Raw genomic sequence first — 26,086 nt, forward strand, 5'->3', positions numbered from 1 at the left:
ATTGCTTTTAAAACGTTTACTAAATTCAATCGCATTTATTCCTTTGAACATAACTAAATAATTTAGAATAAAAATACTAATTTAATTAGTTAAAAACAAACTCTATATTTGAAATGTGAACGTTCTACTTAAACCTATAAATCAAAGTTCATTCATGATTTACAAAAAATAAAATGGATTGATGCTAACATATCATAAAAAAATTTTCAGTTGATCACCAATTATGAAATTGAAATATTGATACTCTCTTACCCTAAAAGTAGTAAAGATCAAACTATAAAAGCTCACTGGGTTAATGAAATCAAAATTGAAAGAAGCCTGTAGTCAATATAATTGAAAATAGGATTTTTCTTATTTGCATCACTTTATTAACCACATTTAATAAATCCAAACAAAAATTATACCCTGTCAAACCTTAAATTTGCATAACAAAGTTTAAACGAGATGTCTGAAGAAAAGAGCCTGAATTTTATAGAAGAAATTATTGAAGCGGATTTAGCCAGCGGAAAATACCAAACCATCCTTACCCGTTTTCCGCCTGAACCAAACGGTTACCTGCATATTGGGCATGCAAAAAGCATTTGCCTTAATTTTGGTTTAGGTTTAAAATACGGCGGAAAAACCAACCTGCGCTTTGACGATACTAACCCGGTAAAAGAAGATACAGAATATGTAGATAGCATTAAAGAAGATGTGCAATGGCTGGGCTTCAACTGGCAAAATGAATTGTATGCATCTGACTATTTTAGCCAGTTGTATCTGCTGGCGGTTGATCTTATAAAAAAAGGACTTGCGTATGTAGATGACTTATCAGCGGAAGAAATAGCTACGTTAAAAGGCACACCAACAGTGCCAGGAATGGATAGTCCGAACCGCAATAGAACAACAGAAGAAAACCTGCAGTTATTTGCAGATATGAAAGCAGGTAAATACACCGATGGGGAAAAAGTATTGAGGGCAAAAATAGATATGGCAGCGCCTAACATGCACCTGCGTGACCCATTGCTGTACCGTATTAAACATGCCCACCACCACCGCACCGGCAATGCATGGTGCATTTATCCAATGTATGATTTTGCGCATGGCCAAAGCGACAGTATTGAAAAGATTACACACAGCATTTGTACGCTGGAGTTTATCCCCCACCGTGAATTATATGATTGGCTGATTGAAAAGCTGGAAATATTTCCTTCGCAACAATATGAATTTGCAAGGCTGAACATGACCTACACAGTAATGAGTAAACGAAAGTTACTTCAACTGGTTACCGAAGGGCATGTACAGGGCTGGGATGATCCCCGTATGCCCACTATCAGCGGTATGCGCCGCCGCGGATTTACCGCTGAAAGTATCCGCAATTTTTGTGATAAAATTGGTGTGGCAAGAAGAGAAAATATGATAGACTTTAGCTTGCTGGAGTTTTGTTTAAGGGAAGATCTGAATAAATCTGCGCTGCGTGTGATGGGCGTACTGGACCCCGTAAAATTAATCATTACCAACTACCAGGATGGACAAACAGAAGAACTGGTAAGTGAAAACGGGCCTGATGATGCGTATGGAACAAGAATAGTTCCATTCAGTAAAACGTTGTGGGTTGAAAGAGAAGACTTCATGGAAGAAGCTGCCAAAAAATGGTTCAGGCTGGCACCCGGTGCAAGGGTGCGTTTAAAAAGTGCTTACATTGTACAATGCGATGGCTTTACAAAAGATGAAGATGGAATAGTAACCGAAATTTATTGTTCTTATTTACCCGAAACTAAAAGTGGAAATGATACAAGCGGCATTAGTGTAAAAGGTACTATCCATTGGGTGAGTGCTGAACACGCATTGCCTGCTGAAGTAAGATTATACGAAAGACTGTTTAAAGTAGAAGATCCATCAAACGAAGAAAGAGATTTTAAAGAATATATCAATAAAGACTCTTTGAAAGTAATCGGGAATGCCTGGGTAGAACCATCCCTGCTGGAAGGCACAGTAACCGCCCGTTACCAGTTTTTAAGAAAGGGTTATTTCTGTTTTGATAAAGTCTCTACTCCGGAAAAATTAGTGTTTAACAGAACGGTTACTTTAAAAGATGCCTGGTCGAAAGAAGTAAAAAAATATTAATTTTTTTTATTCTGGTCAATTTTAATATTTGGAAAAGCTGTGCCTACTAAAATCAGAATGGAAGACAGCAGCATAATTATTATGCCTATTTTTATTTCAGGGTAATGATCAAGATAACTTAACGTAAATCTTCTAAAAGTAATTATTGCATAAACCATTCCAATTGTTGCTATTAAAATATTGATAATCTTCGCCAAAATTTTTGGCCATAGCATCAAAACAAAACTAACTACACCTATTATTATTAGAAATTTTCCTGGCCTGCCATAATAGTTATTATAGCTTTTTAATCCCGTAAAAGTCCTTTGGTCTATGGGGATATGTAAATCAGCATAGTAAGTCCAGGGCATAAAACAGGAAACTATCAGCAGTATACAGGCTGCTAGCCCAACACGGTGTAAAATGGAAGAAAATGGCATAATTATAAATTTATTTTATCCGTTTAAAACATCTCTCTTTATCAATACCAGCAATTTTAAACTATCCTGAAAAGATTATCAGATAGTAGAAGATACAGCATTGCCTTCCAATAATATTACTCAAGAGGCCCGAACGGATACACCGAAACCACATAACTTATTGTTTACAAGAAATGCTTTTTTAAAGCGGGGAACATTCCACGACGTACATACAAAAAAGTATTCAACAGGGTAATCATTAATTAAGATTCTATGCCGCGAAATTAATAGTTTTTATTGGTTAACTCACATTGAAGCTTCAGCCAGCTATAATTATAAATTAAGTATCATAAACTGTTTAAATAATCACGGTTAGCAATTGGGCAGGCGCCCGGCCAATCGGATATCTCCGGTTTTTAAACTTTTAACGACCAACTGCAATCTTAGATCCATCTACCATAAAATAGAATAACCATCCACGGCAAATCTTCAGCTAAAACTGTTGGATTTTTAGGTACAAAACACCATAAGGCAGTAACAAAAATAAAATTATATCCACAACCAATGGGGGAATAATAATGACAAGAAATAGTGACCAGGATAATGGACAACGATTAGCATCGGCCAATCACCCTCCGGCAGCGTAGTGAACCGGCAGCGCAGATAACCAGTATTTACGCAGTATTAGAATTTAAACCTCCGCCATTTTCTCAAAAAATCTGTAGTTCCACTTGAGGAACTCAAAAAAATAAAAGCCATGCTGCGAGTGGCTTATTTTCCAATAAGCTACAATGTGGGTTGAGCTTGTTAACCGCCGCTGTAGGCTAATTCATTTTTCGCCACAGAAATCCGTCAGAAATTATCTCATAAGTATTAACATTTCGTGCACTAGAAAGAGTAACAGTAGAATTTGCACTTTCTAACATAACAGCTTCTGATAAGGTTATCATCGTCAAAAGGGTGCCATGGTTGATTAACCTGTACACCCTGCCTGAACAGGAGCTTGCTGCCGGGAGTGTCCATGTAGCGGCACCCCCGGTATTGATTACTACAAAATCAGTGTTTAAAAAAGTATATGAGCCCATGACACTCTTAAAGCTCGCACTTTGTGAACCCGTTACGGATAAAGTAGAGTTTGGATTCGTATTGCCAATGCCTACATTGCCTGTACTATCTATCACCATTCTTTCTGTGTTATTACTTATAAATCTTAAAGACACATTATCAACAGTGCCCAGAAAATTACTTGCTGAACTGGTTTCTGCATTACCTGTTACCAACCAGTTATTATCAGAAGCGTTAAGCGTTGACCAAAAAGGAGACGTGGCCGTTCCGGTATTTACCTTAAAAATATTATTGGTTATATTAAAAATCAACAACCCCTTTGCCGGCAGTAAAATTGCATTTTGCTGGGTAGTGGTCATCCTTGGTGCAAGAAAACCTTTGCCGGTGCTGGAAATATCCAGCATTGCACTTGCATCGGGTAAAGAGCCGTCAGTATTAATAGCAATATTTTGGGCACTGGCTGTATGTACAAGGCTCAGGAATGCAACTAAAAATAAGGGAAATAAATTTTTCATGGTGTTGCTGGATAATTGAGTGTAAGAAATATGCAATGGCTAAACTTTAAAAAAAAGGTGCTTATTTTCTTAACATGTAAAAAATTATTTTTTATTTCAGATACCTTATTCTTTGATTATTAGTTTTTGTGTTTCTTTAATATTTGCAGGGCCTGCAATTTGTAACTTGTAAATTCCTGCTGGCAAAACAGCAGGGATATTTAATACTTTTGATGTACTGTTGTTGCTAATTTGTTCCATACTGCTAAATACCTGCTGTCCTGAGCTATTCATTAAACTGAACTGGTAACTACCCTTCGTTTGATTTGCAAATTGAAGGTTGATAACTTTTCCTTTAACAGGATTGGGAACTATTGTAAAATTAGTACCATGGCCGGCTACTACCACAGCTACAATTGGGCTATACACTATTACTTCACTTTGATCAATACTTTTTATTCTATAATAATTTCTGCCTGCAAAAGGAGCCTGGTCTATCCAGGAATAATTGCCAGTTGATTTTTTTGCGGTGGTATTTACAAATTTGAAATCTACACCATTTACCGATTTTTCTATTTCATACATTGAAATATTTAGCTCTTCCTGCACCTGCCAGGCAACCTTCACATCATTATTTACCGGGTATGCTTTTATTGAGGTAAATGAAAGCGGTAATACTGTTAAAGATTTAAAAACAATTCTAAAACGGGTTGCAACTGCGGAAGCTGCATTTGCATCAAGGATAAAGTTGAAATAAGATGTATCCAAAATACTTATCGCAGTTCTGCTTTTTAAATAACTATCTTCAAAAAAAGCGGCTACGTTTTGCGGAAAAAGGCCTTGCGGTATTATCTCTATCCGGTAGCTACGAACCGTAGTTTTTGTTAGCTTTAAGAAAATAGTATCGTTTAAATTAATCACAGGCCTTCTTTCAATAGCCAGTGCAATGCCATTTCGAATAGCTGCAAGGCTTTCATTGACATTACCAAATTTCAAGGCATCCTGGTTGCTAACGCCGCTGTAAAAATCACTTCCAAATTCAACAAGATTGCCTTCTGCCAATACCTTTGAATTATCAGTATTTAAAAGATAAAGGTTTGTTCTTATGCTACCCGCTTTAACCATTGCAGGCACAGGTTCCATCGGGCGGAACATACTGCTGATATCACTGATTGATTTAGCATTTTCGTTAATGGTTAAAGCCGCTGCGCCGGCGGCGGACGTTTCTACAAAAAAGGCCTGTGATGATTGAATTTCGTTGGTTTGTGGAGAAGCTCCTACCGATTTACTATAAACCCCTGTGTTATAAAAATCATCTATGGTGACATACGCGCCGGTTACGTTTAATGCCGGATCCCACACATAAAAACGTTTTAATAAATTATTTCTGGTTACTAAATTAAAATCAATGGATGATGCATATGGATTACCAATTAAGGTATAACCACCACCTGCTGCAGAAGCATTGAAAACCTGTGCCTGCGTTTGCAATTGTCCGATACTGGTTAAGGTGGTAACGTTGGTATTACCCACGGTAAAATTACTGAACGTTCTGTCGCCTCTTATAAATACAAAATATCCCACATTATCAGCGCTGCCATTATTAGTAAGATAGCAAACGCAATTGGTTTTGGTTACGTTAGTAAAAGTCTGTGTTGCAAAGCTCCACATTTTTAAGGATGGTTATTGAGCGCACTGGCATCTAAACCGTTTGCCATCGAAGGAATGGACCCACTCACGTACATTCCTTTGCCAGCTGCATAAACGCCTCCATTTTGCCAGCTTGCGTAAATAGTGGAAGCATCAGTTACAGGAGCTGTCAACAGCCTCCAGGATCTTCTTGCAGGAATATATCTTTGCACTATTGCCTTACCATAAATATGGGCCCCTGACGAAGGAACCGCCGCAAGCCTTGCGGTATTGGTAATGTCGGATAGTAATGTAAGGTTGCTTTCAGTATATAAGTTTCCTCTTGAAACTGTTAAAACATTTTTTACTTCTACCGGAGATTGTAAAGCTATTCCATAAGCAGATTTGACCAGTGTTAAATTATTGAATCTTGTAATACTGCTGCCCGATATATAGGTAATACTTGTATCCGTATTGCCTGTAAAAACTACCGTACTGCTATCGCTTATAAAAGCGCCATCATTTTTAAAAGCAATATTATTTACAACAAGATAAACATTCCCCTTTACTACAAGGTTTATACCTGTATACATTTTAATTTCCTGCGCACTGGAAAAAAATAAAATAGAATTCAATAAAATAAATGAAATTATTTTTTTTACCGGCATACCATTTTTAAAAATACCTGGCATCTCAAAAATAATAAACGGTTTATTCTTCATACAAGTTCAGGTTAAATTATTACTACCTGTGCAGTCAACTTACAACGCAGCAGCTGAATTAATAATTGCTCGTAACAACATCTGTCTTTTTGTAGTTTTTTTCTTATGAACATAAAATGTGATGTTTATTAACTAACGTTGATTTGTTTTTACTGCGCAACAAACTGTGAATGACATCCGGCAAAAAAAAAACGATTTTATTGGCGTACTCATTACAGCAATAAAGATTTCTGCAGGGTGTTTATAACGATCATTATTCATCCGGTTGACTATTCATGTGTTTCCAAAATTATATTTTTAAACAGCTTTCCAGAATGGATAAACCGAACGTTTATTTATTGCCGGTGCTTTCTCTTTTACTTTCAATTAGTTTCAGCAAACCCTTCTCAATTTTGTCAATCCTATTTTTCATGGTAGAATATATACTAAATACCCAATATTATTTGTCAGTAAATTTTTGTGAATTCAACTACAATTAATTTAAAGTGCAGGATTCATCCCGATGCCGGTAATAGGTATGCAGACTCAGCAACAGGAGCGTTCCTTCGCAATTTTTTTGCGGCATCAAATAAAAGATACTTCTATACTAAAATCGTTTTAAAGAACAGCAATTGCCTGTTACCCGCAATTTTCTTTATCCGTCTTTACAACTACCTCAAGACCTTTATAAATCAATTATTTATTTTTTTTTAAAAAAGAACCAGAATTACTTTTTTATCGTAGCTTAACAAATACCGGGATAATCCGGATACAGTATTAGACATGAAAAAACTGCTGCTTTATATTATTTTACTGAGCTACGCTGTGGTTATGTTGAAGCCTGTACTTCCTTATATTAATGATGTAATCAGCCACACATTTTTTTATGCGCACCATATGGCTACAGTGCATTATGAAAATGGTAAATATCATGTACACTATGAAATTGCCCGGGATATTAAAGATCAAAAATCTGACAAAAGCACTTCGTCTAATTTGAAAAAAGATAATCTTACCAACGAGCATCTTGTAACATCTTGCCTTAAAAATAATTTTATTGTTGCTGACCTGGCTACTAATTATTTGTTACGGCCTTCCCCAGATCTTTTAAACGGCAATGTAAAAAACAATTATCCTCCTCCAAGAGTATAAGAAAGCATTATCATCTTCCCGCCAATTTTATTTACAGTTGCATCGCTTTTATGAAGCTAGAAACCAGTACTATTATTTCTGTAGACAGGGTTTATATTTAAACAACCTTTAGTAGTACAGTGGTCTGTTTGATGTAAACGTTAGGCGCTGATAAATAATGCCTTTTATAACTGTATGCCTGAATAACTTAGTATGCTTATACAGCATATCTATGATCATTTTTTTATTCTTTATAAATTTTTTATGAAATATGTCAACTATTATAGTTTGTTCTGTACTGTTATGTTTATGATATTCTTTTCTTCCATGGTAACTGCACAAAGTATTGTTAGAGGGAGCATAGTGGATGCCAGTTCCAATACTACTATTGAAGGTGCTTCTGTAACCATGTTGCCTTCAAAAAAAACTGCTATCAGTGATGCATTGGGAACGTTCTCTTTTAAAACGGATAAAAGTAGTGACGTTAGTTTTGTTGTAACGTCTTTAGGCCATAAAGCAGCCACCGTAACTTTAAAAGATTTTAAAGATAGTAACAATAGTATCCGCCTGGTTACCCAGTCAATGTCTTTAAAAGACATTACCATATCTGCACATGCAGGAGAACAATACAAGTCCATCAGTAAAGTCGATATTGCCATGCGTGGCGTAAATAATTCTCAGGAAATACTGCGGATTATTCCTGGCATTGTTATCGGGCAGCACCAGGGAGGCGGCAAAGCAGAACAAATTTTTCTACGCGGATTTGATGCCGATCATGGAACTGATTTCAGGGAGGAGGTAGATGGGTTGCCGGTTAATATGGTGTCGCATGCACACGGACAAGGGTATGCTGATACCCATTTTATTATTCCGGAAACTATCGACAATGTTGATTTTAAAAAAGGCCCTTACACTGCATCCAAAGGAGATTTTGCCACCACCGGTTTTGTAGATTTTAATACAAGAAACTTTCTTAAACAAAATATGGTAAAGGTAGAAGCAGGCCAGTTTAATACTTACCGCCTGATGACGATGTTTAACCTGCTAAACGAAAAGGCAACAGCTAACCAACAATCCTGGTACGTGGCCAGTGAATACCGTTATTCAGACGCCTATTTTGATAACCCCCAGCATTTTAAACGCTTTAATCTGTTTACCAAATACAATGGTAAAATTTCAAAGCATAGTTACCTCAACATGTCTGCTACAACTTTCTGGAGCAAATGGGATGCCTCCGGCCAGATACCGGATCGTGCGGTGAACAAAGGAATCATTGGTTTTTATGGAGCTCTTGATCCTTTTGAAGGAGGACTCACCTACCGTACTAATTTTAATGTACAGTTGCTAACCTCGTTGAATAATGGAGACGTAATCAAAAATCAATTATACTACTCCAATACTCATTTTGACCTGCATACCAATTTTACTTTCTTTCTGGTGGATACTGCAAATGGAGATGAGATCAGGCAAAAGGAATCAAGAAATTTAATGGGTTATAATGGCAGCTATGTTCACACCGGTTATCTTGGTAATAACAGGCTAAATACTGAACTGGGTGTACAGGTAAGAAATGATTTGACGAACAACTCAGGATTGTCGCATACCAAAGACAGGTATATAACTTTAAATCAAATAAAACTGGGAGACGTTTCAGAATTGTCTGTATCTCCGTATGTAAGCGAAACACTTAAATTCAACGAACATTTTAGCATCAATGCTGGCCTTCGTTTTGACCAGTTCTTTTATCAGTATAAAAACAAATTAGCCAGTGATACCACTCTACCAGGTGCAGGAACCTATAATACAAATGCCCATACTGTAAGTCCTAAATTGAACATTTATTATCATGCCAATCAGGCACTTCAATTTTATCTTACCAGTGGCAAGGGATTTCATTCCAATGATACCAGAAGTGCTGTTATCAACAATGCTGCTTTTGCTTTACCTTCTGCATACAGTGCAGATATTGGCAGCGTATTTAAGCCGGCAAATAATATTATTGTTAATGTAGCAGCATGGTACATTTACCTTCAGCAGGAAAACGTGTACAGCGGCGATGGAGGCTTTGTGGAATTTAGTGGAAACACCCGCAGGGTTGGTTTTGATTTTTCGGGCAGGTATGAGCCGGTTAAATCTTTATATTTTGATGTGGATGTAAACTATGCCAGGGGCCGTGCTGCTGGCAACGCTAAAGGAGCTGATTATATTCCGCTTGCACCTGTGTGGACAAGCAGTGCAGGACTTACCTATACCAATAAAAATGGTTTCAACGGTAGTTTCCGTTATAGGTTTGTAGGAGACCGGCCAGCCAATGAAAATTATAGCCTTACTGCAAAAGGATATTTTATTACCGATGCTGTATTAAATTATACCAAACCGAAATACGAGATTGGACTGGTAGTAAACAATGTGTTTAATACCAAATGGAAAGAAACGCAGTTTGATACCGAAACCCGTTTGAAGGGTGAAGCCCAATCTGTAAATGAAGTATGTTTTACACCGGGAACACCTTTTGCATTTAAGGCAGGTTTTACGTATTTTTTTAAATAAGGCAGACAAAAAATTTCCCTATGTGCTCTATAATTTTTATTCGACCATGATTTTTCTTTTCATTACAACAAGTGGCGGCAATCAAATGCTGTCACTTTTTTGTCATGTAATTCTGCTTACATCTGCATGGCTATGTTTAAATTAAATAACTTAGCTGTTGGTATACATGAATAATCCTCCATTCAAATATTACTATAGGTCAATTGGATGTACAATGCTGCTCTTCCTGCTCTGCCAAAGTGTATTTGCGCATGATGTTGATCTTTCTTCCCTTAGTAAATCGGAAGTCCTGAGTATTTACCTGCAGCTTGGTTTTACGCACATTATTCCGCTGGGCTTTGATCATATTTTGTTTGTACTCAGCTTGTATTTACTTAACCCAAAACTAAAACCAATATTGTGGCAAGCCACAGCTTTTACTGTGGCACATACCATTACCCTTGGCCTGGCCATGTACCAGATAATTAAGCCGCCTGCCAGTATTGTAGAGCCAGTAATCGCATTGTCTATTGTATATGTGGCACTGGAAAATATTTTTTCTCCCCGGTTAAAAGTCAGCCGCATTGGTGTTGTATTTTTATTTGGGCTTGTACACGGAATGGGTTTTGCCAGCGCATTAACCCAACTGGGCCTTCCACAAAATTCATACTTAAGTTCTTTATTGATGTTTAATCTGGGCGTAGAACTGGGTCAGATAACTGTGATATTAGCTGCATTTTTTTTAATTGGACTTCCTTTTAGCAATAAGCCTTTTTACAGAAAAAAAATAGTGATTCCGTTGTCAATCATCATCGCAGTTATTGCAGCTTACTGGACTGTTGAAAGATTTTTTTTAAAATAGATATATACCTTATATCTATGTTTGGATATTGCACCACAACTTCCGCAATTAAAAATATATTTTTCTATAGAAGGTCTTTTGCAAATTAGGATTTGCCTGCTTTCTTTTCAAATACCAGCTAACTTTTTTACAAACGCTCCTTCGCATTCTTTTGAACAAAAACTATCTGTTTTACCATTTAAAATAAACTGTATCCTACATACCCCCATTTATTGGCATACCACACATAAAAACATATTTTGAAGCGAAGCTTATATCCGCAAACATTTTTTTAACTGTTGCAGTATCCTGTTGTTGACAATGCCCGAGAAATTCTGAAGGGATTATTAGGTGAATATAAAGCGCTGCTTATTTGCGTACTTCTGCAATTATTTTATTTACGATCTACATTGCAGGTCAATGTGAGATAATAAAAGCCACCTACATGCGGGCCACCCAAAAATGAATAATAATAGTGATTGAATAAATTGGAGGTACCCAGTTTTAACCCGAGCTGTGGTTTGGTAAATGCATAATTTACCTGCATGTCAACAGTATGGTAAGCAGGCACCAGCCCGTTCACCAAAAAGGATTGCCAGTGATAACTACGCTGCCATCTATAGGTAATGCCAGCGCCAAAGTTTTTATACAAATGTGGATTTGATACAGAAATATTGGTCATCCATTTGGGCGTATTAAAGCCATCTTCTAACCCGTCGTTGCTGGTTTTTTTATCAAGCGATGCATAACTTATATTGGCGCCGATCAAAAAATATTTACCAAAATTATATTTTACGCCTGCGCTGCCACCATAATTATACACGGTGGTTTTTGAATTTGTCCATAGCCGGTAACGATCCTGTAATTTTTTATCGTTGAGATAAAATGAAATGGAATCCGGTAGTTGTGTTTTGGGTACGCTCGCTTCCACCTGCGCAATGAAGAAGTGATAAATATTGTAATAAAAATCAATATCTAAAAATAATTTAGACTGCAGAAAAACACCCCTGTAGCCCATCTCAACAGACTTTATATTTTCAGGCTTTAAATAGGTGTAACTATTTTTTACGAGTAAAGATGCATTTTTTTTGATGGCTTCATTTTTGGAAATACCCGTTGTGTTTACATCCTTTGTAACCGCAGCCTGGAATGCATCAATAGAAGCTTTTAAATACGAATGCTCAAATACACCATCCGACATTACTTTCAAGCCCCCCACTCTTTTAACACCTCCACTGTTTACATTGGAAAATCCTTCAAACAAACCTGGAAACCGGGAACCACTCTGATACGCTAGCCTGAAATTATTTTTACTGGCTGAAGAATATACCAATGTAAAACGCGGGTTCCAGGTTGTTGAAAAATAATCATTCTTGTCTGCCCGTAGCGATGCGCCTGCTTTTAATTTCTTTTTAAAAAATTCTTTTGTAGCCGAAATAAATCCACCGGTTTTTCCATATACCAGGTTATCATTTTTTTTTCCGCCTACTGGGTTTATAAAATAATTTCCATCGGGTATAACAACGTAGGTTCTGTAATCAAAACCTGCCAGCAATTCTACTCCGGTAGTGCGGTTAAACCCTGCCAGTAAATCCTCCGTTAAATTGATTTGACCATCTATATTAATTAGATTTGCCCTAACCTTGAGCGCTGCGCCCGAATCCCAGTTGTTGATGTTTTTTAGTTTATTAAATACAGCCTCGTATTTTGCTGTTCCAGGTTGTAGCCTGCCCGAATCCGCAAAGGATCGTGCAGACTGTAAGGCATTCACTATTGCTGCACCACCTGCTACGGATGAATTAAATCTGCTTGTATAATCGCTGAACCAATTGTCGTCACTCTTAAAAGCTTTATCGGTATTTTCAGCCATCGACCGCAGGTTGTAAGAGTTACCGGTGTTTTCCCGGTTCCAGTAAGCCTGTACCGTTACCGACTTTGTTTTTAATTTTACCCCATGTTGCTGCAGCGTATAATTTTCCAACCGAAACCTGTTGGATCGCTGGTAAATATTGTCCATCACGGCAAACCGGTAACTATATGAAAGTTCGGCTTCGTTGTTTATTTTATAAAATAACCCTACATCACCTTTTCCATTTTGAAGCGCATAGTCAGCCACCTGCTTTTCGTAATATCCGCTTCGGGCAACTACATAATTTTTGCCCTGCAGTGAAAGTGTTCTTCTGTTGGATGATTCATTACCATAGCCGTTTACCGGATCCATTGCCGGATTATTAGCCCCCGTTAACGACAGTGTTGCATTGGCTGCTGCGTTAAGATCAGTATGGTCGTCGGCTATCCAATCGTACCCCCTGGTAAAAGTGCCGTTCATTTTAAAAGCAAATTTTGGAGAAAGTACCCTCGCTATCCGGATACTTGTTTCAGAAAATATTTTTGCAGCACTGTTGGCATCTGATAAATGATTGATACCCACTTTTTGCTGCACACTAATACCCTGGCTGGTAAAAGGGCTTAATGTAATAAAATTTGCCAGCCCGTTAATAGTATTCATTCCGTATAAGGCAGCAGCGGTACCGGTGATAATTTCTGCGCTCTCTATGTCGAGGTCGCCTGGGCCCAGTGCGTTGGCGATTGGACCGCCAATATGTGGAGCCTGTATATCCATCCCATCTACCAACTGCGCAAAACGTACATTGGTGGTATTGGCAAAACCTCTTGTATTAATTACTTTAAAACCCATGCCCGGTACAATCATTTGTACCCCCTTTACATTTTCAAGCGCATCAAAAAACGAAGGTGCGGCAGAATTTTTAAAATATTGTATCCCCACTTTTTCAATACTTACCGGCGACTGCAATATTTTTTCCGGTATTCTGGATGCAGTCAGCACTACTTCATTCATTAATGCGGCAGAGTCCGTTGATTTTTTTTTAGCTGCGGTAATTTCTTGCGCCCTTGCACACAACATAAAAAAAATTAAAACAAGCGAAGTGGCAGTTATTTTTATCATAAATTTTAAACTAATATTTCTCAATCGTTATTCCTAAAAATGAATAACGACTGAAATTAAAAGATTAAAGAGATATAAAAAAATTTTAAAGATTAATTTTTTTCGCTTCCAGCAGTAAAAATTTTTGAAACCTTTGGTTAAACGAATTGAATTGCTTAATAATGGCTTCCCCCTGTTCGGTAACAACTGCGTTTCCCCCACCCCTGCCGCCTCTTTGAGAAATAACCAGGGCAGTTTTTGCTTTGGTATTCATATCATCAATCAGTTGCCAGGCCTGCCTGTAAGACATTTCCATGGCTGCAGCTGCTTGTCTGATTGACCCCAGTTGTTTAATTTTTTCCATCAATTCTATGCGACCCTTACCAATCAATTTTCCCTCGGGTGTGGTGATCCAGATACGCCCGTCTGCATTTAATTCAGGAGATTTATTTTTACCCGCCATATTGTTGAATTTTCAAAACCAATATACACGCTTCTTTATAAACAGGGAAATTTATATTGTTGCGAAAATTTTAAAGAAAGGCTTATTTGCCGGTATAGTTTTTAAATTTATAAACGTAGAACAGGCGGCAATTCTCTCCATTTCTTTTTTGCCTGATTGTATCGGCAGGAAGGGAACGCTGAAACAACGGAGCAAAGCTATGCAGTACATCAAAATAATTTTCCGATGGAACAATGCACCAGGCATCATCTCCCGGCTTCAGTTTTTTTCTTTTAGTATTTAGCCAGGCATATTGATGGATGTCGCTTATATCGCCAATGGCAACTACATCTATCTTGGAAGGCATCGCAATGTAAAAATCGATGTGTGCCGCCGAAAACCATTTGTTACTGATAATGATCGCGTCTTTTTTCATTACCCCTGCCTGTTCCTCCTTTTTTTGTATTTCAACAAACCTTGCTTTTGCGTCCTTCCAGCCATACATATCCAATGTAAAATCACCCTCTCCCAATAACACGCTGTCTTTTTTACCCAATGTACCCGGTAAAAAATTTATCACCAAAACACCTGCTGTAATAATCACCAGAATCAATGCTGTTGCCCATTTTAAAGCTGTTGGAATTGCATTGGTGTTAAACCCGTTTACCCGTTTTTGTGCTGCAAAATAACAGGCAGTTAATAAAATTAGTCCGCTGTAGCCGGGCCCTGTCCAGTGTGGTAAAACATTTTTAAAAAATGAAATTAAAGTGGCCGCAGCAATCAGGGGTAAACTGCTAAACAGCAATAATCTTTTTTGAGGCAGCGCAATGAGCAATTTATTTTTAATTGCTGCAACAGAGGCCAGTATAATAAAAGGAAAAATAACAGGATTGCAATAAAAAAATTGTCCCGCTGCAAAGGTTAAAAAAGATACAGGATCTAGTCCGCCTGTTGCCACGACCACTCTTTTACTGTGGTATAACCAGGTTGCAAAATGATTGTCAATATTCCATTGTATTACAGGATAAAAAAACAATATTGTTATCATGCAGGAAATATACAGGGCGGATAGTTTTAACAGGGAGCGATCGTAAAATATTATATAAAGCAAAAATCCCAGCCACAAAAAAGACGTATGAATTTTACAAAGCATTCCTGCACCCGCAACAATTCCGAAATATATCAGTGCCTGATTTTTTTTTGCTGCACTTAGGTTATCGCCGCAAATGGCAATCAGCAAATACAAGCCTGCAGACCAGCATACCATTTGCGGAGCATCCGGTAAAATAAATATGCCCGCAATAATGCTTCCGTAAAGGGTGGCGGTATAAATCAACGAAGCTAAAAAGCCCGTGTATTCACCATTCAGTTTTCTTCCACTTAAAAAAAATATCCATGTAGTAATTGCTGCTGATACAATGGCACCAAGCCGGATAAAAAATTCACTATCCAGTAAAAGATTGGCAGTGGTGGTTCTTATGAGCCAGCCAACTACCGGCGGATGATCAAAATAATTCCATTGCAGGTACTGGGCATACATACGGTAATACACTTCATCATTACCCAGTTCGATAGTACACGCAACGAGGCACCGCACCAGCGTACCAATAGCAATTAACAGTAGTGTTTTCCTTTTATAACTCAAGCAGGGGTTAATTAAATGTAAAGATAAAATTAACTATATAGTTCCAGGAAAACACAAGGCCAATTACAATTAGTTTGAGGAAATAGAAATTCCGGCGGAGATTTTTCACCAGCAGGTACAGAATAATATTATTGATCAATAACCCTGTAATAGCTACCAGCACAAATTTCACCAGTTGCTCTGTAAATGGATGGGCTGTACCTGCAAAAGTCCAGTATCGGTTCAGTAAAAAATTATTAATAACGGCTGCACAAAAACCAAATGAATTGGAAAGGTATTTATTAAACTGTAATTTTTCTTTGCAAAGCCAGGTAACAGAAAAGTCCAGTCCCATTCCGGTTAATCCCACCAGGCCGTATTTTAATAACCTTGCACCAAATAATATACTCATGTGGTTTGTACGGCGGCAGGTGATCTTAACAGGTTGTTGTTGGTTTTAGAATTTTGAATTTTACGCACAGATGCTTTTATCTCTTTTAAATTCATTGCAAGATAGACAGATAATATGCCTGATACGGTGCCAATAATTATCCCAATAAATACATCCAGCAAAAAATGCTGTGCCAGGTAAATACGAGAGTAACCAACCAATGCTGCAGCCAGTAAAATAAATAAATGTCCTGTTTTATTACCCATCATTATCACAAGTACTGTGGCAATTGCAAAAGCAGAAGCGGTATGTCCGGATGGAAAACTGGAATTATTTGCCAGGCTTACTCCGTCAATAAAATGTAAATACTGGCCAGCCTCAAAAAATAATTTTGGCCTGGGGGAATTGATAAGGTTTTTCATTATTTGCACTGCCAAACCAGAAATGATAAAAGATATCAGCATGGCAACACCCTCTTGTTTTCTTTTAAAATAAAAATAAATCAGGGCGGTAAGCATCAATGCAAATATACCATCACCGATAAAAGTATAGTTGATGAAAAATACATTTAACCCGTAAGGATGATAAGTGTTCAATGCTATAAAACAGGCAGACTTGCTGTACATCGTCAATGATAAAACACAGGTAATTAACAATACCAGTAAACCCAAAAAATACCACCTGCAACTGCGCAAATCAGGAAGGTTTTTCATTTAAAGTAATTTGAATAAACAATAATGCAAGCTAATAGCCCGGTTTTAATAAAATGTTACCAGCAGGTTATGGAAATATTACCAAATTGATTCTTGCGCTTTTTGTAGAGGATACCCGTTTCAAAAAACAGCACCCGAATATTACTATTTTTTAAAGGCTGGCTAAATCCAGAATCATTGGATGGCTTTAAACTGTTACAATAACTAACTGTTAACCTGCTAAATATTATATTGCTTACCAACATAAAATAGAAACACTTACAACGCTGAAGGCACAGATTGAACCGGATTTATTTTTCACTTTGCGAAAACTCATCAGCGGAATATCAATTTCTCTAAATTGATATTCCGCCCGCCAGTTAAAATCCGCGTTATTTGTGTTCCTATTCTATGTAGCATATCTTGTGCAGCTTCCAGCAATTCCGCTGTATATTGAAATGCCTTAAATTAAGGTTAGGATTTGGAAAGCAAACCAGACAAGACTAATAACTTATTAATCGTACATGGATATAATCACGATCACAGGCTTTGCTGCCGCAATATTAACTACTGCATCGTTTTTACCGCAAGCTGTTAAAACCATTCAAACAAAAGATACCAGTGGCATATCACTTTTTATGTATTCGCTTTTTGCATTGGGTACTTTACTGTGGTTTCTTTTCGGGCTTTTCAGCAGCAACATGCCCGTAATGATTGCCAATGCCGTAACATTGGTATTTGCCAGCATCATTTTAGTGTACAAAATAAAGTACCGGTAAAATTATTTTTCAAAAGATAAAATATAACTATGTCAGAAAAAAAATTAAACGGACAAACAGCTTTGGTAACAGGTGCCAATTCAGGCATTGGCGAAGGCGTGGCCATTTCATTGGGCGAAGCTGGTGCCAATGTAGTGGTGAATTATGTAGTAAATCCCGATGCAGCCGATGCGGTGGTAGAAAAAATAAAATCCTTAAGCTCCAATGCGGTGGCCATACAGGCAGACGTAAGCAAAGAAGACCAGGTGATCAGTATGTTTCAGCAAGTTGTACAAAAGTTTGGAACGGTTGATATTTTAGTGAACAATGCCGGTTTGCAACGGGATGCAAAATTTCATGAAATGACATTAGCCCAATGGCAATTGGTGATAGACATCAATTTAACCGGGCAATTTTTATGTGCAAGGGAAGCGATCAGAGAATTTTTACGCAGAGGCATTGTACCGGAGCGTTCTATTGCCTGTGGAAAAATTATATGTATGAGCAGTGTACATGAACTGATTCCCTGGGGTGGCCACGCCAACTATGCCACCAGCAAAGGTGGTATTAAAATGCTGATGCAAAGCCTGGCGCAGGAATATGGCGGGCAAAAAATCCGGGTAAACGGTATTTGTCCCGGTGCCATTAAAACACCCATCAACCAATCTGCCTGGGATACCCCCGAAGCATACAATAGTTTGATGACCCTGATTCCATACGACCGTATTGGCGTACCCGACGACATAGGCAAACTGGCAGTATTTTTAGCAAGTGATGACAGTGATTACATCACCGGTGCAAGCATGTTTATTGATGGCGGCATGACAGTGTTTAAAGGCTTTTCAACAGGTGGATAATCGTATCTAATCTTATGTTGCATTAAAAAAAATCTTTACTGTAAAGGGTTCTGAAGCATCGTGATAAAGCGGGGGGAGATCACGGAGTGCTAAAATTTGAAACGTCCCCAATATACTATTACACCTAACCTTTCAAATAGCAATACTGCTACTGTGTAAAAAAACAATAATGCCATCAAAAAATATTTCTGCAGAACAGCAACGCCTTAATGCCAATGCCCTAAAAGAAGTGCCGCTCGAAAAATGGGGTCCTTACCTGAGTGAGCGGCAATGGGGAACCGTTAGAGAAGATTACAGTGCAGCTGGTGATGCATGGAATTATTTTACGCACGACCAATCAAGAAGCCGTGTGTACCGCTGGGGCGAAGATGGCATTGCAGGCATTTGTGATATGCATCAAAATCTTTGTTTTTCTATTGCCCTGTGGAATGGTAAAGATGCTATTTTAAAAGAACGCTTATTTGGCTTAACCAATACGGAAGGTAACCATGGTGAGGATGTAAAAGAACTGTATTATTACCTTGATAATACACCCACCCATTCGTACATGAAATATTTGTACAAATATCCTCAGGCTGCTTTTCCTTATAAACAGCTGGTGGATATAAATGGCAGCCTTCCAAAAACAGCCACCGAATTTGAGTTATTGGATACCGGCATCTTTAACGAAAATAATTATTTCGATGTAAGGGTAAAATATGCAAAATATGCTGAGGAAGATATTTGTATTGAAATAAAAATTACCAACCGGGGCAACGAAGAAGCACCGGTTGCTGTATTGCCTACACTATGGTTTCGCAACCGCTGGTTGTTTGGTAATACGCTACAAAAACCGTTGCTTGAAAAACAGCCATCACTAACCAATGCCGGTATTGTAAAAGCAACGCATGAAAGGTTAGGCAGTTACTATTTTTATCACCAGGCTACTGACGAAACGCTGATGACGGAAAATGAAACCAATACGGAAAGAGTTTTTGGTTATGCAAATGAATCTGTGTTTGTAAAAGATGCTTTTCATGATGCGGTTGTTCATCATCAGCCAGGTTTACAGCAACAGTTGCAAAATAAAAGCAGCGGTACAAAATTTTCCCCGGTATATCGCTTATCCATAGCGGCAAAACAATCTCAAAAAATTTTTTTAAGGTTAAGTAAAGATGAATTGCAGCAACCTTTTAATGAAACATTTAATACCGTATTTACCGACCGGAAAAAAGAAGCAGATGAATTTTATAAAAATCTGCTGCCGCAAAATATTTCGGCAGATAATGCCAATATACAACGGCAGGCCTTTGCGGGATTATTATGGAGCAAACAGTTTTACCAGTTTGATATAGAACGCTGGCTAGAAGGGGATACACATAATATTCATCCGCCGGAAGAACGGAAGCAGGGGCGAAATGCAGGATGGGAGCATTTAAAAATCGCGGATGTTTTATCCATGCCTGACAAATGGGAATATCCGTGGTTTGCTGCCTGGGACTTGTGCTTTCACTGCATCCCCATGGCCATGGTTGATCCTGCGTTTGCAAAAAATCAATTGATATTATTATGCAGGGAATGGTACATGAGCCCTGCAGCACAAATACCTGCCTACGAGTGGAATTTCAGTGATGTAAATCCACCTATACAGGCATGGGCCGCATTGCAGGTGTACCGTATTGAAAAAGAAATTCATGGTACTTCGGATATCAGTTTTTTAAAACGTATTTTTCAAAAACTAATGTTGAATTTTACCTGGTGGGCCAACCGGGAAGATGCCAATGAAAATGGTATTTTCACCGGTGGATTTTTGGGGCTGGATAATATTGGCGTAATAGACCGCAACCGCCTTCCTGCCGGTACTTTTTTAGAACAGGTAGACGCAACCTCCTGGATGGGCATGTATGCAATGAACATGATGGAAATTGCCTTGGAAATTGCGCAGACAGACAACACGTATGAAGATGTTGTTACAAAATTTTACGAACATTTTGTATTGATTGCAAGTTCGTTAAACGAAGCATTGTGGGATGCAGAAGATAATTTTTTTTATGATAGTCTGCATACCAGCGGGGAGGGCAACATTGCATTAAAAGTACGTTCCCTTGTTGGGCTGAGTGTATTATTTGGCGCAGGTATCATCAGCAACGATGCATTGAAAAAATTACCTGACTTTGAAAAGCGGATGAACTACATAAAAGATTACCGGGCGCAAAACAATAAATTTTTACCCTGCGAACAGGTAAGCGAAAAAGGAGATATTCTGATTTCGTTGATACACAAGGAGCGGTTGATACAACTGCTGGAAGTAATGCTGGATGAAGACGAATTTTTATCGCCAGGAGGCATACGGGCATTATCTAAATTTCACCGGCAGCATCCGTTTCATCTGCAGTTCGATCACACTGATTTTTCCATTGGCTACGTAAGTGGCGAAAGTGACAACAGTATGTTTGGCGGTAACAGCAACTGGCGTGGACCCGTATGGATGCCGTTAAATTTTTTAATTATTCAAACGCTGCGCCAACGGCATTATTTTTACGGAGATAGTATTCAGCTTGCTTTTCCTGCGGGATCGTCCAATTTGCAAACCCTTCAGCAAATAGCAGATCATTTATCAGCCAAAATTGTTTCTATATTTCAACAGGACAATAATGGTGTAAGGCCGGTACATGGAAGGGACAACTGGTTTTATCAACAGCCCGAAAATAAAGACCTGGTTTTATTTTATGAATATTATCATGGCGATACAGCCAGGGGCCTTGGGGCATCTCATCAATCCGGGTGGAGTAGTTTGGTAGCAGCTTTAATACAATCCTATGAAGTTGTCTAAAAATAGAATTTTCATTTGCCATTTTGAGGTTGGCTGGGATACCAACCCCGGCTAAGACAATTTCTAAGTAGTTAATATTTACCAGTCAATTGGCCCGTTTAAGAATTTTGCAAAGGATAAAAACATGTCTTTCTCCCCTATGTACTGTCAGTACTGTAAAATTTTTAGGGTTCCTTAAACTTTTGCCATAGACGAAGGTCGAAGCCCTACAGCAATCATATTTATTAACGGGCTGATAACTTCTTTCATAACTACCTTGCGACGAGCCTTATAAAAGGTTAGTGAGGATGTATATAAAAAAATATTTTGTAGCCGTTTCATAAGATAGCTGACCCCGAATTTAGCTAAACCAGAAACCAGGTGATCGTTCATAAATGATGTCTTTAAAATCTAATATAAAAATATCCCTCCTGCTGCTTTGCCTGTTGAGTGTGGCTACACTTACTGCGCAGGAGGAGAAAGACAGCGCCATACATCTTACCGCAACAAAAAATGAACAACGGGATATTAAAGATGTTGTAAGAAAAATTTTTAACAGCAGGAAGCCCACCCAAGAGGATAGCAGCAGGCAACAAAAAAATAAAATATACCATAGCTTTTTTCCTATGGCGGGTTACACGTTGCAAACCGGCTATGCAGCCATAGTAAGCGAGGGAATTGCTTTTTACAACGATTCCGCGAGCAGCCAAAAAATTTCCAGTATTCTTGCAAGTATTACCTATACCCAATACCACCAATTACTTTTTCCTTTAACCGTTGATATCTGGACCAAAAAAAATAAATTCAATATAGTGCTTGACTATCGCTTTCTTAAATACCCTTCAACCACTTATGGTCTTGGTGCACGAACAACAGAAAATGATGCCTATACTTTAAACTACAACTACATCAAGCTTCATCAAACCATTCAAATAAAAGTTTACCACAACCTGTATGCTGGTGTTGGAATTTACTATGATTATTTATGGAACATCACAGAAGTAAATCCCCCGGCGGGCATAAAAACATCTTTTCAAAAATATGGTGCCAGTCAAAAAGAAACTGCCGCCGGTATTGCTTTAAAACTTTTATACGACTCCCGCAAAAACCAGATTAATCCTGCCAATGGAACTTATGCCAATATTGTTTATCACCCCAGCTTTATATTTATGGGCAGCCACAATAACTGGCAATCTTTACAAATTGATTGCAGGAAATACCTTAAAATATTTGGCAGCCCCAAAAATGTACTTGCCTTGTGGAGCTTTAACTGGTTAACCCTTGGCAACTCAAAACCACCTTACCTGTTATTGCCCAGCACAGGCTGGGATGATTTTTACAATACCGGCAGGGGCTACATACAAAGCCGGTTTAGGGCCAAAAATATGATTTATGCGGAAGCAGAATATCGTTTTGGTATTTTAAATAATGGATTACTTGGTGGTGTTGTTTTCGGAAATGTGCAATCTTTTTCTAGAAATATAGCTACTCAATTATCGTTGCTGGCGCCTGGCTTTGGTGCCGGGTTAAGGGTAAAACTCAATAAATCTTCCAACACCAATCTTTGCATTGATTATGGTTTTGGCATGAATGGATCAAAGGGTTTGTTTTTAAATTTGGGGGAAGTATTTTAAACCTTTTTTTTAAAATTGAAACTTACTTTGATAAGAAACTGAAAGTGGTTCTATAAAATAACATCAGCCGAAAATTGCATCTGGATAGTATTGTATGCTATCACACACGGACTGATGCTATTGTTGTACATACTACTCATGGCGTAGCGGATAGCTATGGATTAATTTATTACTTTAACTTTACAAAACAGGATAGTTAGTTCCATTCAGCAGGCTGAAGCTGCCTGAAAAATAAAAGTACAAGAGGGCGATGCAACAATGATCCACAAAGCTTCTTAGCCCGAACCAATGTTTTACCTACCCTATTTTAAACAAAAATGCCCCTACTGTATGTAACGGCACTTTATTATTTTATGTACGAATTTTATGCCTTTGACAATACCAGTTTTTGCATAAAATATTTATTGATAAGAAAATAACCTCCGAATAAAACAGCGCTAAAAATTAACGTAGCATACAGGCTGCCCCGATAAAAAGGAATCGCTTCAGCATAGCAATGCAATAAACCCGTCATTGTTTTTGGATAAGGCAGGTTGGTAATATCTAAACCCCCGCCAATCCAAACGGCAAAATTACTGAGCATAAAATACAATGTAGTGCTAGCTATAGCACCTGCTAAAATCTGGATCGGTTTAGTTTGATTGACAGCAAAACCAACAACGGTTAAACCAACAAATAACAGGTAGTTTAAAAATTGTCCGCTATAAAACCCAGGCACCGGCGACAAGCTATACTCAAACAATACTTCGTAAATGATATCCGATATCAGCATGGAAAAAAGCGGTAACAGGAAGGAAAATTTTTTATTTTTTACAATACTGCCGGCAAACAATGCCATGGCTATTTGCGGGGCAAAACCAAGCGGCCTGCCTGGCAATATCCTGTATAAGGATGCCATTAGTACAAGCAATACAAAACTTACAACAATTGATGTTTCTTTTTTCATATAAATATTTTAACAGCTTCAAAAATAAGTAATAAAATCAGCAAGGCTGATATTTAGGTAAATTTTTAAATGATTGCAGAAGGTTGCCAATCTTTTTTGTATACTATATTTTACCTACCAGTATCTCCTGTATGGCTGGCAATCCTTAAAATACGCCTTCAGCATTTTGAAAAAAAAATTTTGCATTCTACAGATAATTTATATTTGAACATGGCAAAACATAACCATACAGGGCTGGCGGGTGAAATGCTTGGAGCAGCCTGGTTACAAAAGGAATGTTACCAGGTTTTAGAAAAAAACTGGCGGCACAGCCATTGGGAGGTTGATATTATTGCCTGTAAAAATAACACACTGCATTTTATAGAAATTAAAACCAGGCGCACTAAAAAATTTGGGTTGCCGGAAGAAAAAGTGGGCAAGAAAAAAATAGAAAATCTTATCAATGCGGCAGAACAATACCTGTACCTGCAGCCACAATGGAAAAGGATACAGTTTGATATTTTATCTATCCTGATGCCGGCCAATGAGCCGGTAGCTTATTTTTTTATTGAGGATGTTTATTTGTAGGAAGGCCATTTTTTGCAAGTGCCTGCATTTTTTCTATCCATTTAAAAGTAGCGGGACAATACTGTATATTTTGTTTGTGTACATGCAAATAACTGGTAACTCTTTTTTTGGTAAGATGAGGAAAACCGGAACAATCTGCCGGACGAACTTCATAGATAGAACACTTGTGATCGCTTAAATTAAAAAACTGACAGGGCTGTTTTTTATTCTGCCAGTCACCATCTTTTTTATCAAATCTTAACCATTTTTCTTTAAAGGCAATGGGTGTCATTTCGAGATGTGTGGAAATACGTTTGATATCTGCCGGCGTAAAAGTAGGCGTCATTTTTTTACAACAGTTGCCGCAGCTAAGGCAATCAATTTCCTGCCACACTTCTTTACCGGCATGATCTGCCATTGCATGAAGGCCAGGTGGCGGCTTATTTTCAAGCCTGGTTAAAAACGAACGCATGGCTTTTTTAGATGCTAAAACTTTTTTACGAAAACTGCGGAGATTAACTATCATTATTGATTTAATATTGCTGTATTAAAACGAAATTAGCGGAAACAATTCAAAATTCATCTATCCCAAAAATCAATATTGATAAAGGAAACAGCCAGCATGTGGCAGGCGTACAAAAAGGGCTTTAAAGCTTACCTGCAATTAGAAAAATCGCTGAGTGATCATTCGGTAGAAGCCTACCTGCACGACGTGGAAAAACTCACCACTTATTTATCTGCCACCGGCCGTTTATTAACACCCCAACAGGTTACACTAAAACACCTGGAACAATTTGTGCGCTGGATCAGTGAACTGGGAATGACCCCGGGTTCGCAGGCAAGGATCATTTCGGGGCTTAAAAGTTTTTTCAAATATTGTTTGATGGAACACATCATTGCAGTTGATTCCTCCTGTTTGTTAGAATCGCCCAAATTAAAAAGAACCCTGCCGGATATACTGAGTTTTGATGAAATAGAAAATATAATTGGCCAGCTGGATTTAAGCAAACCTGAAGGTGGCCGAAACAAAGCCATACTTGAAACCCTTTACAGTTGTGGCTTACGGGTAAGTGAACTGGTAAACCTACGCATCAGTTGCCTTTATTTAGATGTGGGTTTTATAAAAGTAATTGGAAAAGGAGATAAGGAAAGATTGGTACCCATTGGCAGCGATGCCATCAAATTTATTAATATTTACCGCAACGATATCCGGGTACACATTGCGGTTAAACCGGGTAATGACGACATTTTATTTTTAAACCGCAGAGGCAGCAAACTCAGCCGGGTAATGATTTTTTTAATCATCAAAGAAATGACGCGGCTGGCGGGTATTACCAAAACTATTTCGCCGCATACCTTTCGCCATTCATTTGCCACACACCTGGTAGAAGGTGGTGCCGACCTGCGTGCTGTACAGGAGATGTTGGGCCATGAAAGTATTACCACTACAGAAATTTATACGCACCTCGACAGGGAATTTTTACGCAATACCTTGCATCAATTTCATCCGGCGTTTAAATGAGATATGAAATATGGAATATGAAATATAAGATATGAAATATGG

Annotated in this window: 21 protein-coding genes; 10 read left to right on the plus strand and 11 right to left on the minus strand. The window is 38.1% G+C overall.

The features are described from left to right. Window positions 1–444: 444 nt before the first annotated feature. On the plus strand, window positions 445–2,106 hold the full coding sequence (locus H7254_RS07630; protein WP_301932404.1) for a glutamine--tRNA ligase/YqeY domain fusion protein: 1,662 nt from the start codon (window positions 445–447) through the stop codon (window positions 2,104–2,106). Here H7254_RS07630 and H7254_RS07635 read toward each other — a convergent pair. From H7254_RS07635 to H7254_RS07650, 4 genes are all read right to left on the minus strand, one after another. Further along, window positions 2,103–2,525 carry a hypothetical protein gene (locus H7254_RS07635; RefSeq protein ID WP_301923767.1) on the minus strand — a complete coding sequence of 141 codons (423 nt, stop codon included), beginning with the start codon at window positions 2,523–2,525 and terminating at the stop codon, window positions 2,103–2,105. The genes H7254_RS07630 and H7254_RS07635 overlap by 4 nt on opposite strands. A gap of 803 nt (window positions 2,526–3,328) precedes the next feature. Then, complete coding sequence (locus H7254_RS07640; protein WP_301932405.1) at window positions 3,329–4,084, minus strand: hypothetical protein; 756 nt, start codon at window positions 4,082–4,084, stop codon at window positions 3,329–3,331. A gap of 105 nt (window positions 4,085–4,189) precedes the next feature. Beyond that, window positions 4,190–5,734, minus strand: a complete 1,545-nt coding sequence (locus H7254_RS07645; protein WP_301932406.1) for a T9SS type A sorting domain-containing protein — start codon at window positions 5,732–5,734, stop codon at window positions 4,190–4,192. Between the two features lie 2 nt (window positions 5,735–5,736). Then, window positions 5,737–6,414 carry a hypothetical protein gene (locus H7254_RS07650; protein ID WP_301932407.1) on the minus strand — a complete coding sequence of 226 codons (678 nt, stop codon included), beginning with the start codon at window positions 6,412–6,414 and terminating at the stop codon, window positions 5,737–5,739. 762 nt (window positions 6,415–7,176) lie between these two features. Here H7254_RS07650 and H7254_RS07655 point away from each other — a divergent pair. The 3 genes from H7254_RS07655 (at window position 7,177) to H7254_RS07665 (ending at window position 10,915) form a co-directional block, all read left to right on the plus strand. Next, on the plus strand, window positions 7,177–7,545 hold the full coding sequence (locus tag H7254_RS07655; protein WP_301932408.1) for a hypothetical protein: 369 nt from the start codon (window positions 7,177–7,179) through the stop codon (window positions 7,543–7,545). 243 nt (window positions 7,546–7,788) lie between these two features. Further along, window positions 7,789–10,074 (plus strand): TonB-dependent receptor, encoded by a 2,286-nt coding sequence (locus H7254_RS07660; protein WP_301932409.1) that lies wholly within the window; start codon window positions 7,789–7,791, stop codon window positions 10,072–10,074. A 214-nt stretch (window positions 10,075–10,288) separates the two neighbouring features. Next, window positions 10,289–10,915: a HupE/UreJ family protein gene (locus tag H7254_RS07665; RefSeq protein WP_301932410.1), complete on the plus strand. Its 627-nt coding sequence runs from the start codon at window positions 10,289–10,291 to the stop codon at window positions 10,913–10,915. Window positions 10,916–11,288: 373 nt separating this feature from the next. On the opposite strand, the gene H7254_RS07670 is transcribed toward H7254_RS07665, so the two are convergent. The 5 genes from H7254_RS07670 to H7254_RS07690 all read right to left on the minus strand — a co-directional run bounded on the left by H7254_RS07670 (window position 11,289) and on the right by H7254_RS07690 (window position 17,011). Continuing rightward, entirely contained in the window at window positions 11,289–13,862 is a 2,574-nt protein-coding gene (locus H7254_RS07670; RefSeq protein WP_301932411.1) for a TonB-dependent receptor, read from the minus strand. Window positions 13,863–13,947: 85 nt separating this feature from the next. Further along, window positions 13,948–14,304, minus strand: a complete 357-nt coding sequence (locus H7254_RS07675; protein ID WP_301932412.1) for a winged helix-turn-helix domain-containing protein — start codon at window positions 14,302–14,304, stop codon at window positions 13,948–13,950. Window positions 14,305–14,386: 82 nt separating this feature from the next. After that, complete coding sequence (locus tag H7254_RS07680; RefSeq protein WP_301932413.1) at window positions 14,387–15,928, minus strand: glycosyltransferase family 39 protein; 1,542 nt, start codon at window positions 15,926–15,928, stop codon at window positions 14,387–14,389. 7 nt (window positions 15,929–15,935) lie between these two features. Next, the gene (locus H7254_RS07685; RefSeq protein ID WP_301932414.1) at window positions 15,936–16,319 is read right to left on the minus strand and encodes a GtrA family protein; all 384 of its coding nucleotides are present in this window, start codon (window positions 16,317–16,319) and stop codon (window positions 15,936–15,938) included. Further along, window positions 16,316–17,011, minus strand: coding sequence for a phosphatase PAP2 family protein (locus tag H7254_RS07690; RefSeq protein ID WP_301932415.1), 696 nt, complete (start codon window positions 17,009–17,011; stop codon window positions 16,316–16,318). The genes H7254_RS07685 and H7254_RS07690 overlap by 4 nt, the downstream gene beginning before the upstream one ends. A 503-nt stretch (window positions 17,012–17,514) precedes the next feature. Between H7254_RS07690 and H7254_RS07695 the strand changes: the two genes are divergently transcribed. The 4 genes from H7254_RS07695 (at window position 17,515) to H7254_RS07710 (ending at window position 23,030) form a co-directional block, all read left to right on the plus strand. Further along, entirely contained in the window at window positions 17,515–17,769 is a 255-nt protein-coding gene (locus H7254_RS07695) for a SemiSWEET transporter (RefSeq protein ID WP_301921802.1), read from the plus strand. Window positions 17,770–17,798: 29 nt separating this feature from the next. Continuing rightward, complete coding sequence (locus H7254_RS07700; protein ID WP_301932416.1) at window positions 17,799–18,605, plus strand: glucose 1-dehydrogenase; 807 nt, start codon at window positions 17,799–17,801, stop codon at window positions 18,603–18,605. A 169-nt stretch (window positions 18,606–18,774) separates the two neighbouring features. Further along, entirely contained in the window at window positions 18,775–21,417 is a 2,643-nt protein-coding gene (locus tag H7254_RS07705) for a glucosidase (protein ID WP_301932417.1), read from the plus strand. Window positions 21,418–21,794: 377 nt separating this feature from the next. Next, entirely contained in the window at window positions 21,795–23,030 is a 1,236-nt protein-coding gene (locus H7254_RS07710; protein ID WP_301932418.1) for a BamA/TamA family outer membrane protein, read from the plus strand. A gap of 364 nt (window positions 23,031–23,394) precedes the next feature. Here H7254_RS07710 and H7254_RS07715 read toward each other — a convergent pair whose 3' ends face one another. Next, the gene (locus tag H7254_RS07715; RefSeq protein WP_301932419.1) at window positions 23,395–23,976 is read right to left on the minus strand and encodes a DUF6580 family putative transport protein; all 582 of its coding nucleotides are present in this window, start codon (window positions 23,974–23,976) and stop codon (window positions 23,395–23,397) included. A 210-nt stretch (window positions 23,977–24,186) separates the two neighbouring features. Between H7254_RS07715 and H7254_RS07720 the strand changes: the two genes are divergently transcribed. Further along, the gene (locus H7254_RS07720) at window positions 24,187–24,543 is read left to right on the plus strand and encodes a YraN family protein (RefSeq protein ID WP_301932420.1); all 357 of its coding nucleotides are present in this window, start codon (window positions 24,187–24,189) and stop codon (window positions 24,541–24,543) included. Here H7254_RS07720 and H7254_RS07725 read toward each other — a convergent pair. Further along, window positions 24,521–25,048 carry a YkgJ family cysteine cluster protein gene (locus tag H7254_RS07725; protein WP_301932421.1) on the minus strand — a complete coding sequence of 176 codons (528 nt, stop codon included), beginning with the start codon at window positions 25,046–25,048 and terminating at the stop codon, window positions 24,521–24,523. The genes H7254_RS07720 and H7254_RS07725 overlap by 23 nt on opposite strands. A gap of 75 nt (window positions 25,049–25,123) precedes the next feature. On the opposite strand from H7254_RS07725, the gene H7254_RS07730 reads away from it, so the two are divergent. Further along, window positions 25,124–26,044, plus strand: coding sequence for a site-specific tyrosine recombinase (locus H7254_RS07730; protein ID WP_301932422.1), 921 nt, complete (start codon window positions 25,124–25,126; stop codon window positions 26,042–26,044). Window positions 26,045–26,086: the final 42 nt, after the last annotated feature.

Source organism: Ferruginibacter sp. (assembly GCF_014377975.1).
Taxonomy (GTDB): Bacteria; Bacteroidota; Bacteroidia; order Chitinophagales; family Chitinophagaceae; genus Ferruginibacter.